We start from the raw sequence: 15,143 nt of genomic DNA, 5'->3' as shown, positions 1-15,143 counted from the left end.
TCGTTACAAATAAAAAAGTACAATCTGCGATCTGACCATATTTTCAACAACCAATATTGACTCAACGAATGCATCCAACGCCTTATTCTATCGCTCAGGCATGCGTCTAAACAACATTTCAACAAAGCCAGTAATGCGCTGTTTGCTCTCGCTTGGCTCTAAATCAGGTTGAATGCCAGACTGTGCCAATGCTTGCCATTGTACGACCTGAGAGTTAGGTACGAAAAAAGCAATGTACAGCGATCCTTTCTCGGCGACTTTTCCGTCACCATCATAAAATGGCACCCCTGTTGAAAGCTTAATCGCATCGAAAATCGAGTCATCATTTAACTCTGATTCTTCGGCCAATCCAAAACCGACAACAACATCACCAACTGCACCATTTTGATTCAGTTGATAACCTTTCGTAGCGAGTTGATCTTCAATCGCATCACGCACTAGATCGGTTACTACGGTCTCATCGTATTTTTGAGAAAGGTAAACCTGCTCTGATTCAGGGTGCCACGAGTACGTCGTTACTCCGTGTTTCATGAACTCAAAATCGCCACTGGTGACCACACCATAATTGTGCGTTGGCGGCATTTCTTGTGTGGTACATGCTGTCATTCCAATCGCTATCAAAGCCAATAACACTGCTTTTTTTATGCTTTTTGTTGCACAAATGGATCGTTTTATCATTCGCGGCTTCCTTACCTATATAAGAATAAATATCAATTAACCTCCCAACATAAATAGTAATTATGTTAATAGAAAGGTCATTAAACGTTTGCGTAATCGCTAACCTTCACTTCTGCCCGTTTTGGGGGTTTAATCACAAAAACAGAGTTGGTATAGTCTACCTCGTTAAACATAACCAGACCATTCGAGGCACGGAGCTTCCTCAATCATCTCATGAAGAGAAGAATTGGTACCGACAAAGTATCGGCAAATTTAAGAGGGTCAAACAATGGAATTCAATATGGTTGAAATTTTAGGTTACGCGGCATCTATTATGGTCGCAATTTCATTAACAATGAAAGATATCGTTCGTCTGCGTGTCCTTAACTTTATTGGCTGTACTCTCTTTACAGCATACGGCGTTATGATTGACGCATGGCCAGTGGTCGCGACCAACGGTTTCATCGCTTGTGTAAACATCTACTTCCTTGCAAAAATGCAAAAGGAAAAAAAAACGGAAGCGATGAAAGCAGCGAAAGCCTAAATTAGCGATTAGCATTTCAAATATTTCTGAAAAAGCCCAAATAGAGTGATCTATTTGGGCTTTTTTGTGTCTGTCGTTCTCAAGAGCATGATTTCCAATCTTCCAGCCTTTGAAGACATCGATTCTTTCAACTGATCACATATAAGCAACGCGATATTCGTTCTTTTGATACGTCTGAGTGTTGTTACGTCCTCTCTCTTTTGCTTGATAAAGCGCTTTGTCAGCTTTATCGATCGCTGTTTCAATATCAGTGAGCGCTCGATCGTGACAACAGCCAGCACTGATTGTGACAGGTGACACCAAACCTTGCAGTTGCTCTACACTTCGTCTGAGTTCCTCAGACAATTCGAATAACTCACGCTCATCACAATCAAATGTCACCAAAATAAACTCTTCACCGCCATAGCGCGCAATCAAGCGACGACGATTAACAAATCTCTTTAGCGATTTTGCGACCTCACAGATAACCCTATCGCCTTGAGCATGACCATATTGATCGTTCACCCGTTTGAAATGGTCAATATCAAGCAAAATGACACCGACATTTGTTAGCGGATAAGGCGACCTTTGAGCAATTTTCAACTTTAACTGCTCGATAAAACTCCGTCGGCTAGGAAGACCAGTGAGGTAATCGAGGCTCGCAACATCCAAGATTTTGAGATGACGATGCCGCAGGTAAAGCACCAACACGATGATAATGCTCAATAGGCTCACGACTAAAGCCATCAAACTAATGAACAGCAAACTATGATTTCTATTGAGCTCCTGCTCTAAAATACCCGCAGAAATGACCCAATTCAGATAGGGGTAAAACTTATAGAAGACGTTTTTGTTGGTCGTACCATTATCACTGGAAACCGTGTAGCTAAAGTGACCTTCTGGCTGAGTTGCGATTCGATCAATTAGCAGTTCCGACGAGTAGCCTATCAAGGCTTTCAATGACTTGTGTTCATAATCAGGATGAAGCACTAAGTTACCCTGAAGATCAATAATGTACACATATCCGCTATCACCGAACGCGTACTTTCTCAGCTTATCTTTTAAGCCTTCAAGATCGACCAAATACATCAATTCTTCTTTATAGGTCGTCGCGACCAAAGTATTGCCACTCGGTAGCCTCATCGAATAGGCAACTTTTGCACGCCGACTTATCTCATGAGGATTAGCGTGAAAGTATTCGATCATACCAGAGTCGATACTGAGCTGTTTTTGGATATGAATAAGATGCCCGCGCTTCTTGCCTTGCAAGAAAGGATGGTAGAGGTGAACGCCTTGTGGTGACATCAAATAGATATAACCTGATTGTCCAATGTGCAGTTCACTGGCGATCTGGCTTACTTGTTCAATTTCTTGTTCCGGAGTGGCATGCCATACATGGGACGCAACGGTATCGGTAATTCCTTTGAGATATGTCTTTATCGCCTCATTAACTGTTGTGTCGACAATATCGTAACTCGCATTCACAATCGTTCGAAAAAATAGCTGGTTGGATTCCAACAGTGACCTTTCAGTTCGGTTAAATTGAAAGGCCGAAAGAATCATCGACACAATGGCGAGCGCAATGGAAAAACTAAGAATGTATTTACGTCTGACTTTCAAGATTACCCCATAGATTTATAATTTTAGGTAACGCTGTGACTTCTCTTATATACAGACTGTTTTATATCATGGTTTTATTTTTTACTGAACGAGTGTCGATATTTTTAAGGGTTTCTATACGCAATCTGTGACTTAAAGCAAAAACGCCGAACTGGATTCAGTTCGGCGTTTTAATTTTACGTTGAAGTTGATGACTTAAATTACACTAAAACCCTGATAAATAGACTTAAAAGCATTCGTATTTACTGGCTATTACTGCGATCTATTGTCTATAAATGGATTAGTTAGCATTAAATTAAGAACAAACCTGAGTCCAGCTACCATCACTACCCGGTTCAGAACTTGTCCACCAGTTCGCTTGGTAAATACTACCGTTATGAACCACTTGGTCGCCAGTGTTTGCATGGCTTGGGTTACCCGCCCAATCTTTCTGAGGTAAGTCTGGGTAAACCGCTAAACCAGCTGTATCACATGTACCCGGGTTTGTGCCACCATCGCCAGGGTTACCGCCACCTGAACTGATATCACCTAATGGTAGGTCTGGTTGCTCAAAGCTAAAGGCATAATCGACTCCGTTCACGCTCACTGCATAGTTAGCAGGGCCGGAGATTGGCAGGTAATACACCATATCTAGCTCATACACTCCACCAGCTGGAAGTTCTTCCCATGTAGGCAAAGTAAACGCCACTCGGTGCATGGTGCCATCTAATCCACCAATGTTATCCGCACGAGTATGACCCGAAGCAATCACCGTTAAACCACCACCCGATTGATCTTTTGCGTTATCAGGTGCTGACACTGGGATATCGAACTGGAACTCGGTACCGCCCGGAAGTGCTTGACCGGTGTTGTTTGTAAACGTGATCTTAGGATTGATTGGGTAGTTTTGGTCACCGACTTTGAAGCCACCAACCGATACCGTAATATCTAGAGCTTCTGTCGGGATAGCGCCCGTCGCTACCTTGTTTCCGTATGGGGTCGCAGACTTAAACTTGTCGTAGATAGCTTTCGTCATGGTGTTACCCATGTGGAACTCACCGTTACCGCTGTTACACGCTTGTTCTGTCGTATCAATAGACGTTCGGTTGCCACTTGCATCGAGTACATAACAGTTGTAATCCCCTGCCAGTTCCCAGAACATGATACCGCCGATCTCTTTGTCGATAACGTAGTCTGCTTTCACGTTGATAGAATCTTTATCTTCCGTTGAAAGGAATACGCCCTTCTCTGCGTTCCACAACCAAGGGGCAACCGCTACGCTGTCGTAGTTACGCGTGTAAGTTCCCGTTAGAACATCAGATGGATCATTCACAGGATCAAGCTTGTAAGCCTCTGCATACGAACCCCAAATGCCTTTCTCTAGGTTCTTCGCGTGCCACATTGGGTTAGAACCCGCGCCCATTTCGTTACCTTTTGGATCGGTATCGTGCCACATGTTGTCGATACCAATTGCACCATGGCCACAGTTATTCTTCTCACCTTCCCCCGTACCCGCTGAACATTCAGATTGGTTTGGCAGTGCTGCTCGGCCCCAAAGACCATTTTCGCCTCCGGTTACACCTTGCCAACCACGAGTGTAGTAAGGCACACCGATGTTAATACGGCCTGCTGGCATAGAACCACGGAAGTAATGGTAAGCCCAATCCGTATTCAGGTAACCGATACCACCGTAAGCCGCAGTGCCGTATACGTTCCACTGTGCTAACTCAGAATCTTTACCTGTATCAAATAATGCAGCGTTATGACCAACGTGATCGTTCCACGCACCGTGAAGGTCGTAAGACATGATGTTTACGTAATCGAGGTACTTAGTCACATCGAACGTTTCCATACCGCGCAACAGGTAACCAGAAGAAGGCGCCGCGATCGTTAACATGTAATGATTACCATCTTGCGCAGACGCCGCATCAAGCTTCTCACGTAGCACTTTCATCAAGACTTGGTACGAAGCCCACAGGTATTGACGACGCGGCTCCATGAAGTCTTTGTCGTACGGATTACCGGCACCCGCCATAGAAGTTGGGTATTCGTAATCGATATCCAGACCATCGAACTGGTACTTACGAAGCATTTCAACCGCTGAAGTGGCGAATGTTTCGATACCTTGATGGTTAATAGAACCGTCGGCGTTGGTCGTCATTGTGTAGAAACCACCATCAGCCACTCGGCTACCGTCAGTGGCGAAGTGACCACCCGTTTCCGCCCAACCACCGATTGAGATTAGCGTTTTAACATCGTGTTTTTTCTTAGCGGTCGCTAATGCACCGAAGTGACCTTTGAAGCCTAAGGTAGGATCAACTTCAACGCCCGGCCACTCTTTACCAACCGCTGCGTTGTTCGGATCGTTCACATCACCCACGTTTACTTTGCCATCTGAGCCAATACTCACAAAAGCGTAGTTAATGTGTGTGAGTTGTTCCCAAGGGATGTCATTTACTAGGTAAGCAGCTTGTGGGTCGTCCCCTGCACGCCAGCTGGTGAAGTAACCAATGACACGACGTGGGTGATCCGCGCCCATTTTCTCACGGCCTTCATCATCGTAAATAGTACAGTAAGGAACATCGACACCTTGAGTTTGATATAAGCCATCAGGTCGACAAGTGCTCACCGTTGGTGTGCCATTCACCGTCAAAGAAGCCAGCGCTGAATCTGTCGTTGCGCCTTGATTGTCAGTCGCTTTTGCGTAAACCGCTAAAGAACCCGCTTGAGTGGTTGTGTAATCAAGCGTGTAAGGGTTAGTTGCAGCTGTGCCAATAAGAGCGCCTGCCACATAGAAATCTACTTTATCAATCGTGCCATCGCTGTCTGCTGCTGTTGCGGTAAGCGTTACGACACCACCAACATCGACCGAAGCTGCTGAAAGCGCAACCGAAACTGTCGGTGCTTCATTTCCTGGCAGAGCTGAATCAACAACCACTGAAACTTCACTAGCAAGGCTTGCCGCACCTTCGTTGTCTGTCGCGACAACAGAAACCTGATGGTTACCCGACGTTGCAGCCCACGTTGCTTCAAATGGTGCCGCTGTCACAACCGCGACCGAAAAACCATCAACAAAGAATTCTACGGAAGCAACACTACCATCAGCGTCCAGTGCTGTTGCGCTTAATACGACATTGTCGCCTTCAACAATCACATCTGATGCTGTAGGCGTTGTTAATGAAGCCGTTGGTGCTTCGTTTGGTGTACCACCACCGCCATTACCACTACACACATCGACTTTCTTCCATTGCGCGTAATCGCCTTCAAATTGGCTTGGGTTGTTATTTTGATTCCAGTAGTTTGCTGAGTACGCGCTGCCGTCATGTGAAACCTGATCACCACCGGTATAAACAGTGGCAGAGTCCCACGTTTCTAACGTTGAGCAATCAACAGCCGCATAACTGTTGAACGCCATCAAGCATGACGCAGTGAGAGTACTGAGTGTAAAAACCTTCTTGGCCACTCTTCCTTGGTTTAGGTGCATGTTAGCTATCCCTTAAGTTGTTGTTTCAAGATGTTTAATTTAAATGAGACTTTACTCACCACTTAAATCTCTTCGCAAAACAACTGTAGGTAACAACGCAAATTTAACACCTAAAATATTCTCTATTTATAAAATGACTCGCATTAATTTGTTTATAGCATGCAATGAGTCGACACTTATTTTGCACCAACAACTAATATTAATTTATTTCGGAAAGCTAAAAAATAATGTCTCAAAAATCAGAAATGTGACTCAGCGTTGGGAAAAAATTCGTATCAAAACTAACCAAAAAGTAGAGATTTGCAGTCGATTTGGCTTTCTTTTTGGAATTCGCCCACCTTTTGATAACAAATGTGTTAGTATCTGCGGCTTTTTTGACGAACCTCACACTTCTATGCAAGTGTGGGAGAAATACATAGGCTTGAAAGAGCCAAATATAGCGAAGAAATAATGTCCAACTTGACGCAAGTCGCCAACGAAAACATCAACGCAGAAGCTACTTCTATCGATTTCAATAAAGCTCAATCTTTGGGTGAAAAACTGGAACTCGGAAACCCAGTATTTTGGCTTAGTGGGAGTTTTTTAACCCTCTTTGTCGTCCTTGCTTTCACCAACACCTCCGTGTTGTCCGAACTTGTAAACATCGGCTTTAGTTACTCAACTAAGTGGTTCGGTGCTTTCTGGCAAGTCCTACTACTACTCAATTTCATTATCGGCTTAGTGCTTGCACTAGGACGCACAGGCCACGTTCGTTTAGGAACGCTTGCTCTCCCTGAAATGACCACCTTTAAATGGATGTCTATCGTCCTATGTACGCTGCTAGCTGGCGGTGGTGTGTTCTGGGCAGCCGCAGAGCCTATTGCTCACTTTGTTTCAGCTCCACCACTTTATGGCAACGCTGATCCTCAAGCGATGGCGTTCAACGCCCTATCACAATCTTTCATGCACTGGGGCTTCCTTGCATGGGCAATCTTAGGTGGTTTGTCTTCCATCGTGTTAATGCACCTGCATTACGACAAAGGTCTTCCTCTTAAGCCACGCACGCTGCTTTACCCAGTACTTGGCGACAAAGCAATCAACAGCTGGGTTGGTAACGTAGTAGACGCGTGCAGCATCGTCGCTGTAGCCGCAGGTACTATTGGCCCTATCGGTTTCCTTGGACTGCAGATCAGCTACGCGTTGAGCGAACTGTTTGGTATTTCCGACAGCTTTGCGACTCAAAGTGTTGTTATCGTATTTGCTATCGCAATGTACACGCTGTCTGCATTAAGTGGCGTGAACAAGGGCATCCAACTTGTTAGCCGTTACAACATCATCTTGTCTGTGTGCCTAATCGGCTACATCCTGCTAGTAGGTCCAACGAGCTTCATCATTGATGGCTACCTACAAGGCATGGGCGAAATGGTTGATAACTTCATCCCTATGGCGCTTTACCGCCAAGATACAGCGTGGCTAGGTGGCTGGACGGTATTCTTCTGGGGTTGGTTCTTAGGCTATGGTCCAATGATGGCAATCTTCATTGCTCGTATCTCACGTGGCCGTACCATTCGCCAGATGATCGTTTCTATTAGCATCGTTGCACCGCTTGTAACGTGTTTCTGGTTCAGCATCGTTGGTGGTAGTGGTTTAGCGTTTGAATTAGAGAACCCAGGCGTGATTTCTAGCGCGTTCGAAGGCTTTAACCTTCCTGCTGTGCTACTGGCAATTACCGCTCAACTGCCGTTCCCTACTTTGATTGCGATTCTGTTCCTTATCCTGACGACCACGTTCATCGTGACAACAGGTGACTCGATGACTTACACCATCAGTGTGGTAATGACAGGCACTACAGAGCCAAACGCAGCCGTACGTACCTTCTGGGGTATCATCATGGGTGCAGTAGCTATTGCTCTTATCTCAATGGGTTCTGGCGGCATCTCCGCTCTACAGTCATTCATTGTAATCACTGCGGTTCCTGTATCGTTCATCTTGTTGCCGTGTCTATGGCACGCACCGAAAATCGCGAAGCAGATGGCCAGAGATCAAGGTCTCGCTTAATGCCTGACCCGATTTAGTTTCGGGTCGTGTATAAAATTAAAAAGCCGCTCTGATGTTCGTCAGAGTGGCTTTGTTGTATTTATAACGTTCTATAAGATTGTTAGTACCAGTATCTTCAATTACTGGAATTTTTCACCTGCAGCAACCATAAACGACATCTCGACTAATAGCTCAGGGTTAGCCAGTTCTGCTTTCACACATGCACGGCTTGGCGCACAGCCTTCAGGGAACCACGATTCCCACACTTCATTTAACGCGTCAAAATTGGCAAAATCTGTTAAGTAAATCGTTACCGACAATACGCGAGATTTGTCACTGTCTACCAAACTCATCATTTCTTCAGCTTGATCAAAAATTTGCTGAACCTGACTCTTAATTCCTGCAGATGTATCCTTCTCAGCCACTTCCACAAAACTTGCGATGCCATTAAATACAGTTACATCTGACCAACGTTTGGTCGGGTTAATTCTATGGATTTTCACGAGCAATTCTCCTCTTATAATTAGGGATTTACGTCAACGTAATCTAATCCAAATCCCTAATATTGAAAACAAAAATTAGAAAGCTCTATCTCTCCAGTGAGATCATCATTCTGTTATGGACGGCGCTCAACTCGTGCCGACACCACAATTGAAGAATCTGCCTTCCTCTCAACTTCAAAACAACCACCAGAACTTGAAAGCTGACGAACTGAAAGCTTGTCTTTCCCTAGCTTATCAAACCAATATGGAGCCAGTGAACATTGTGCCGAACCTGTTGCTAAATCCTCCGAAATACCGATTTTCGGCGCAAAATAGCGCAGAACATAACTGTCATCTGAGCTTTTGGCTGTCACCATCACTGCATGCAGATCTTTAATTTTTTTATACAATTCAAAGTCAGGCGAAAAATTCTTTACGGCTTCCTCTGATTCCAAAATCAGCACTAAATCTCTTGTAGAAAAAGCTTCGACAACAGATTGATTTAAAGCCGCCAAATCAATAGGAACATCGTGTAACTGCGAGTAAGGTTTACCCTTCCAGCTTGGCAACTCTATTTGAGACAAGCCTTCCTTTCTAGAAATCACGACCTGTCCATAATCACTATTTAAGGTAACCTCATTGAACTTATACTTATCGATCAAACTAGTGCCTGCAGCCAAACTGCCGTGACCACAAAGGTTTATTTCACCATCTAAGGAGAACCAACGAATATCGAAATCATTCCCTGATTTCACGACGAAAGCAGTGATTGGCTGTGCGAGTTGATGCGTTACTTCTAGTAATTCCGGGGCGGCTAACCATTGGCCAAGTTCTACGACCCCACAAGGGTTACCTTTCGCTGACTCCCCACCAAATACATCATATATAAGCGCTTTGATAACCTATCTCCTTATTCTGTCATCTAAAGCTCTCATTCAAAGCTCTAGTTTCTTCTTCTTTACACAAATCATTAGCATAGAGAACACTAAAAGTTGCCAAGCATTATGATTCATACAGAAAACTAATACTCTCACAGCGAAATTAATTTTGCACTAGTGCGGTCATATTCAGGGATTTTATTAAATGGAGTACTTTTATGCATGTTCAAACCTATGATTTAAAACAGAGTAATGTCGGATACAACCTAGGCGTGATTGGCGTAGCATTAGTGTTAGCTTGGATTGGTATTTACAAATTTACACCAACTGAAGCGATGCTCATTGAACCGCTAATCGCAAATCATCCCGCAATGAACTGGCTTTACAATCTGTTCTCAGTGCAAGCCGTGTCTAACATGGTGGGTGGCTCGGAGATCATTGTCGCGATTGGACTGCTCGTTGGATTTAAGAAACCAACAATAGCTTTCTATTCAGGCATTGCTGCAGCGGGTATCTTTGTTGTGACACTCAGCTTCCTGATTACAACGCCAAATGCTTGGAAAGTATCGGATGGCATCTTAGTCACTAACTTCTTCCTAGTGAAAGATATGCTATTTTTGGCGATCGCGATTAGCGTAATCGAACGTAACAAACCTCAGAAGTAACCGTAAATCTATAAGCGGCCGTAACTAGAAGTAACCTTAAACCTTGAAATAAAAAGACTCGAAGCTGGCTAGAAGGACGCTGCCAGCTTCTAATGTATAAAGTTTTACTCTGCACTAGTATCGTGATTGAAGCATTGTCTCGTTACCAAGCCCCATTTTTCGTCCTGGTATTGATCTTCCACGTAATTACCTGAGGTGTAGTCGTTAACAACCTCTCTCCAGAACTTAACAGCGTGCTCTGCGCCCAGTACTTGCTTGATTTCCCAACTGCCTTTTAGATGTTCAAACAATTCACAGATAAACCGTTTCCCTACTTTGTTTTTCCGAAAATAAGGTACGACATAGAAATCGCAGATCTCAAACTCGTTTGGGGCTTTAGTTTCAATGGCTGTTAACGCCGCAGGGACACCATCAATGTAGAGTAAGTAACCTGTTACGGTATCACCAAGCGTCGGATAAATTTCAAACAAACCGTACTCGTCTGGTTTATCTCCGATGATCTTTGAAAACTCGGCGGCATAACCCTGATACAAATTCGCATATACCTGTTGATTACCACTATAGACTGTCACAGTATTCATAAGTAACTCTCTGTTCTAATAATCACTATTGATGCCATATATTATGAATCATAAACGGTAACTTTGTCTTTTCGAAACTAAGTTAGATCCCTTAACTTCTTAGCAGGGTTGCCTGCATAAATACCTTTCTCAGTGATATCTTTTGTCACCACACTGCCCGCGCCGATTACCACCCCTTCGCAAACACTGACAGGCAACACTGTCGCATTAGAACCAATAGTAACGTTATCAGCGATAACAGTTCGTCCCCAACTGTCTGGGTTTGGATCTGGCTTGCCATCTTTAAACAAGTCATTCGCAAACATCACCCCGTGCCCAACAAAGCAGTCACTTCCGATAGTCACATACTCGCAAATAAAGGTGTGAGATTGAATCTTACTTCTCTCGCCTATCACGGTGTTCTTTTGAATCTCGACAAAAGGGCCAACGAACACATCATCTTGAAGCTCACAACCATACACATTAGATGGCTCGATGATAGTGACATTCTTGCCACAAGTAATGTCAGTAATCTGTACCTTTAACACTCTTGGACTTGCCATACTTCCTCTCGACGTTAGCGTCACAACTCTACATAAGCGATTGTGCCGTAGCCATTTAAGCACAAGCAAGTTGGAGTAGAGAGAGTTGGCAGTGGATCAAACATTCCACGAGTCTGTTTACTAAAACAACCCAACCAGTAAAACTGACAATAACACTCCACTGATAAAACTTGGGGCATGAAATGGGCGAGCTTTAGATTTTACGTACTCTTTCTGAAGATCTTCTTGATAAATTTTAACAGCGAGTTCTTTTACGTAGTTATTTTGCACAATAAGCTCCTTCTTAATCAGTAAGAGAAGCTTAAGACTTGAAGTTAGGTTGAGGTAAAGCAAAAATTCAAATTAATTGAACACTTTAGTTTTGTTACTCGAGGATTACTCTAAATACATCATTGTTCACGCCGCCAACATCCACTAATTCGCCCTGCTTCATAACAAGCGAAGCGTTTAGTTGTCGTGTTGAACGCGGCTCTTTCTTTTCTCGAATCACGAGTATATCGACGAAGTAACCAGAATCTTGCTTACGTATTGCCCCTGAAAAAGTCACGCTTTCAACCCTATCCGCGAGCACTGAACTAAATGTTTTATCTTCTAAAACACCCGAAGAAATCGAAGTGTCACCATAAAAAAGAGTGATAGTTTTTGGGTCAGGAGCTAGCTCAGGTTTGGATGAACAACCCATCAGGGCTAGGCACAGCATTAAAATAACTCGAAATTGCATAAACTGGTATTCTTACGTTAAGCGTCTGTTTTTCATATTAAAACACTTCACATCAATAAACACCATATGTCGGGCAGAAGCTTGTTTAGAATGAACTGTATAGCAAGGCTTAATGATGGGGTTACGTCTTGGGATGGAGTTCGCGAATCAGAGAATCGGCTCTGGTTCCTTGTTAGGAACTAGAGCCTTAATTTAATTGCTTTTATCGAAGGGGTTCAATGGTTCTAAGCAACACCGTCTTGTGGAGGCGTGCCTTCACAGTTAGAAACAACAGCATCAATTTGTACTAAAGCATTCATTGGGATTTCTGAAACCCCTACTACGGTTCTTGCCGGCAAATCAGCATTAAAGAATGCGGTGTAGATTTCGTTTACCGTATCAATATCTGAAATATCCTTAAGTTGAATATTAATTTTCACCGTATCGTCCATGCTATGGGCAACACTTTCAATTATCGCCTTAATATTTTTTAAACATTGCTCAGCTTGTTCTTTTACCCCACCAGCAACAATTTCATTTGTTTTCGGGTCTAAAGGTAATTGGCCTGAAATATGATTGTAGTGAGAGAAAGCAACAGTATGCGAATAAGGCACGAATGGTGCAGCAGCAGTATTATTGGTTTCAATAACCAGTAAGCGAGTGTCTTCTGGTAATTGCGGCGGTGTACCGTCGCCATGTGAAACGGATGTATCAATTTGAATTAAAGCACCCATTGGTAATTCAGCGGCATTAACAACGGTACGAGCAGGAACATAGCTTGGGAAGAATTTAGCACATACTTCATTTACCACTTCCGCATCTGCGATATTTTTTACGTAGATAGTCGTTTTAACCACATCATTCATGACATGTCCGATGCTTTCTAAAATAACTTTAATGTTTGATAGACATTGGGCCGTTTGCGCTTCGATACCACCATCAACCAACTCACCTGTGGTTACATCTATCGGTAACTGAGCTGAAAGATTGTTGTAGTGAGAAAAAGCCGCAGTCTGCGTGGACACAGCACTTTGAGGCGCATTATCCGTATTTCTTGATACCTTAACTAGTGCGCAAGGTGCTTGTGGTTTAGTGCCTTCGCCGTTTGAAATAAGAGCATCCATTTGAACTAAAGCGTCACTGTTCGGTAGCGCAGCAACACCCACGACTGTTCGTGTAGGAAGGCTGTTGTGGAAGAAGCTTTTGTAAACTTCATCAATAGCATCGATATCAGAAATATTCTTAACGAAAACATTAATCTTCACGACATCATCCATAACATGGTCGATGCTTTCAACAATCGCTTTAATATTATTTAAGCATTGCGTTGCTTGGTCTTTAATATCACCAGTTACTATTTGACCTGATTTAGGATCAACAGGTAATTGAGCAGAAAAGTTATTATAATGAGAAAAAGCGACCGTTTGTGTAGATACAGAATTAATTGGTGCATTTTCAGTATTTCTTGAAATCTTAATGATATCGCTACTCATCGGTATTATCCTTTTAATAAAATAGGCATACGTATTTATATTTAACAATCGTATTGGAAAGAATGATTAAAGTAGCGCCATGTTAAGTGAATTATTTTAGGGTAAACGTGATATCCATCAGACTCTCAGTTGACTATAAATCAGCAAGTTACAGAATAATTAGTCATCGAACGACTAATTATCCGTAACACTAGGCTTTATCAACTGCTAAATTCTCTTTAATTTTAAGTCTATTCAATAATCCTGAATACTCTCTCTGAGAATACGATGAGTAATTCCTAAATTTTAGATAATATTTGATAGGTTGTTCACACTAAAAGTCCTATAACTCTTTTACTAGCCTAATTGTTGAGCTTACTCTCTTATATACGTGCATAAACTCTTAGGCTGTTTAACTAATTATTTTAGAGAGCTATTTTTATATAAATACGTTAATAATATACTCGACAATCAAATACCAACACACTGAAAATGCCCACAATCAGATACATTTACTCACTTAATTCAACAAGACAACTGTGTTCGTTCAAGGTATCCGATAAGTCGGCCTAGAAGTAGCCACTGTAATTTTCAAAACATTAACGACGAGCGCCTAAGAAGCTTGACCATTTGTCTTTTACTTCAGGCGTTAAATCTAGCGAGAATTCGTAGCCTAAATGGTTTTCACGTGTGACCTCAAAACCTAGATGCTTGTGAAACCGCACCGACAACTCATTAAGACGTAGGACATTACTCACTAACACAGTTGAGTGTTTGTTTTTTAGGTTATCGGTAATGGAGCGAAACAAAGAAAGGAAAGCCGCCTTACTACGATAGTTTGGGTGTACCACAAACATAGGTACAAACCACTGACCATCGCCTAAATCACGCAGTGTCGTATAACCAATTAACTTGTCGCCTCTACGATATTCAAAAAGTAACCCCTGCTCAATTGATTCAGCACGTGACGCCAAATAAACATCTCTTTCGATCGGAAACCCGGCTTCTTTAGAAATTGACTCCAACGTGAGCATATCTAGTTCCAAATACTCTTCCATTACTTCCTTGTTAGCTAACATCTTATGGTGAACCTTTAAATATCATGGATGCACAAAACACACTTCAAGCTAAAAATTCCAAGCATTAAGTACCGTTGCGACGCATTTTTTCTGCTGTGACTCAAAGAAATTGAAGAACTAAGCAAGTAATAAAAGCAGGTAAGCCTGCAATAAATAACACTAGGCCTGTTTGATAATTCATTCGATAATGTTCTTGCTGGTCTGTATCAAAATCATGGCCTTCGACCATTTTGTAGACTTTATCTGTTATAGGGTCATCAAGACGTGTGGTCTTACTATGAACACCACCTTCCCACATTAACTTGGCTAGAACCCAAATGACGATAACCACGAAAAACAAGAAATCGACGATTCTTGTAGTGGCAAAGAAAGGAAAAAACTGAGATAAGGCCAGAACAACCAATGCTGCCGTTAAATTAATCAATGCTACTTTCTTCAATAAATCGAGCAAGAGAACTCCTAGAA

The 15,143-nt window shown here is 42.7% G+C and carries 15 protein-coding genes; 3 read left to right on the top strand and 12 right to left on the bottom strand.

Annotation, left to right across the window (positions count from 1 at the left end; genetic code table 11):
• Positions 1–87: 87 nt before the first annotated feature.
• Positions 88–678 carry a DUF4136 domain-containing protein gene (locus AC3CID_RS18730; protein WP_102462795.1) on the bottom strand — a complete coding sequence of 197 codons (591 nt, stop codon included), beginning with the start codon at positions 676–678 and terminating at the stop codon, positions 88–90.
• 268 nt (positions 679–946) lie between these two features.
• On the opposite strand from AC3CID_RS18730, the gene AC3CID_RS18725 reads away from it, so the two are divergent.
• Positions 947–1,201 carry a YgjV family protein gene (locus AC3CID_RS18725; RefSeq protein WP_010430226.1) on the top strand — a complete coding sequence of 85 codons (255 nt, stop codon included), beginning with the start codon at positions 947–949 and terminating at the stop codon, positions 1,199–1,201.
• Between the two features lie 135 nt (positions 1,202–1,336).
• Here the strand turns inward: AC3CID_RS18725 and AC3CID_RS18720 are convergent, their stop codons facing one another.
• Positions 1,337–2,800: a sensor domain-containing diguanylate cyclase gene (locus AC3CID_RS18720; protein ID WP_488527899.1), complete on the bottom strand. Its 1,464-nt coding sequence runs from the start codon at positions 2,798–2,800 to the stop codon at positions 1,337–1,339.
• Positions 2,801–3,095: 295 nt separating this feature from the next.
• A complete protein-coding gene (locus AC3CID_RS18715) occupies positions 3,096–6,263 on the bottom strand; it encodes a chitinase C-terminal domain-containing protein (RefSeq protein ID WP_488527898.1) in 3,168 nt (1,055 codons plus the stop codon).
• A 450-nt stretch (positions 6,264–6,713) separates the two neighbouring features.
• Between AC3CID_RS18715 and AC3CID_RS18710 the strand changes: the two genes are divergently transcribed.
• Entirely contained in the window at positions 6,714–8,300 is a 1,587-nt protein-coding gene (locus AC3CID_RS18710; protein WP_171308941.1) for a BCCT family transporter, read from the top strand.
• Positions 8,301–8,419: 119 nt separating this feature from the next.
• Here the strand turns inward: AC3CID_RS18710 and AC3CID_RS18705 are convergent, their stop codons facing one another.
• Together AC3CID_RS18705 and AC3CID_RS18700 are read right to left on the bottom strand one after the other, a co-directional pair.
• Positions 8,420–8,782 carry a RidA family protein gene (locus AC3CID_RS18705; RefSeq protein WP_479273078.1) on the bottom strand — a complete coding sequence of 121 codons (363 nt, stop codon included), beginning with the start codon at positions 8,780–8,782 and terminating at the stop codon, positions 8,420–8,422.
• Between the two features lie 113 nt (positions 8,783–8,895).
• Positions 8,896–9,660, bottom strand: a complete 765-nt coding sequence (locus tag AC3CID_RS18700; RefSeq protein ID WP_479273113.1) for a PhzF family phenazine biosynthesis protein — start codon at positions 9,658–9,660, stop codon at positions 8,896–8,898.
• Between the two features lie 197 nt (positions 9,661–9,857).
• Between AC3CID_RS18700 and AC3CID_RS18695 the strand changes: the two genes are divergently transcribed.
• Positions 9,858–10,304, top strand: coding sequence for a DUF417 family protein (locus AC3CID_RS18695; protein ID WP_488527897.1), 447 nt, complete (start codon positions 9,858–9,860; stop codon positions 10,302–10,304).
• Between the two features lie 104 nt (positions 10,305–10,408).
• On the opposite strand, the gene AC3CID_RS18690 is transcribed toward AC3CID_RS18695, so the two are convergent.
• The 7 genes from AC3CID_RS18690 to AC3CID_RS18660 all read right to left on the bottom strand — a co-directional run bounded on the left by AC3CID_RS18690 (position 10,409) and on the right by AC3CID_RS18660 (position 15,129).
• On the bottom strand, positions 10,409–10,885 hold the full coding sequence (locus AC3CID_RS18690; protein WP_488527896.1) for a GNAT family N-acetyltransferase: 477 nt from the start codon (positions 10,883–10,885) through the stop codon (positions 10,409–10,411).
• Between the two features lie 77 nt (positions 10,886–10,962).
• Positions 10,963–11,427, bottom strand: coding sequence for an acyltransferase (locus tag AC3CID_RS18685; RefSeq protein ID WP_488527895.1), 465 nt, complete (start codon positions 11,425–11,427; stop codon positions 10,963–10,965).
• Between the two features lie 120 nt (positions 11,428–11,547).
• Positions 11,548–11,697, bottom strand: coding sequence for a hypothetical protein (locus tag AC3CID_RS18680; protein ID WP_171329688.1), 150 nt, complete (start codon positions 11,695–11,697; stop codon positions 11,548–11,550).
• Positions 11,698–11,791: 94 nt separating this feature from the next.
• Positions 11,792–12,148: a hypothetical protein gene (locus AC3CID_RS18675; RefSeq protein ID WP_171308947.1), complete on the bottom strand. Its 357-nt coding sequence runs from the start codon at positions 12,146–12,148 to the stop codon at positions 11,792–11,794.
• A 224-nt stretch (positions 12,149–12,372) separates the two neighbouring features.
• Complete coding sequence (locus AC3CID_RS18670) at positions 12,373–13,620, bottom strand: RidA family protein (RefSeq protein ID WP_488527894.1); 1,248 nt, start codon at positions 13,618–13,620, stop codon at positions 12,373–12,375.
• Positions 13,621–14,198: 578 nt separating this feature from the next.
• The gene (locus AC3CID_RS18665) at positions 14,199–14,678 is read right to left on the bottom strand and encodes a GNAT family N-acetyltransferase (protein WP_488527893.1); all 480 of its coding nucleotides are present in this window, start codon (positions 14,676–14,678) and stop codon (positions 14,199–14,201) included.
• Between the two features lie 100 nt (positions 14,679–14,778).
• Positions 14,779–15,129: a hypothetical protein gene (locus AC3CID_RS18660; RefSeq protein ID WP_065206250.1), complete on the bottom strand. Its 351-nt coding sequence runs from the start codon at positions 15,127–15,129 to the stop codon at positions 14,779–14,781.
• Positions 15,130–15,143: the final 14 nt, after the last annotated feature.

It is taken from the genome of Vibrio sp. QJM3NY_21 (genome assembly GCF_057785975.1).
The sequence above is the reverse complement of the archived record's forward strand: the minus strand, read 5'-3'. Positions and strand labels throughout refer to the sequence as shown.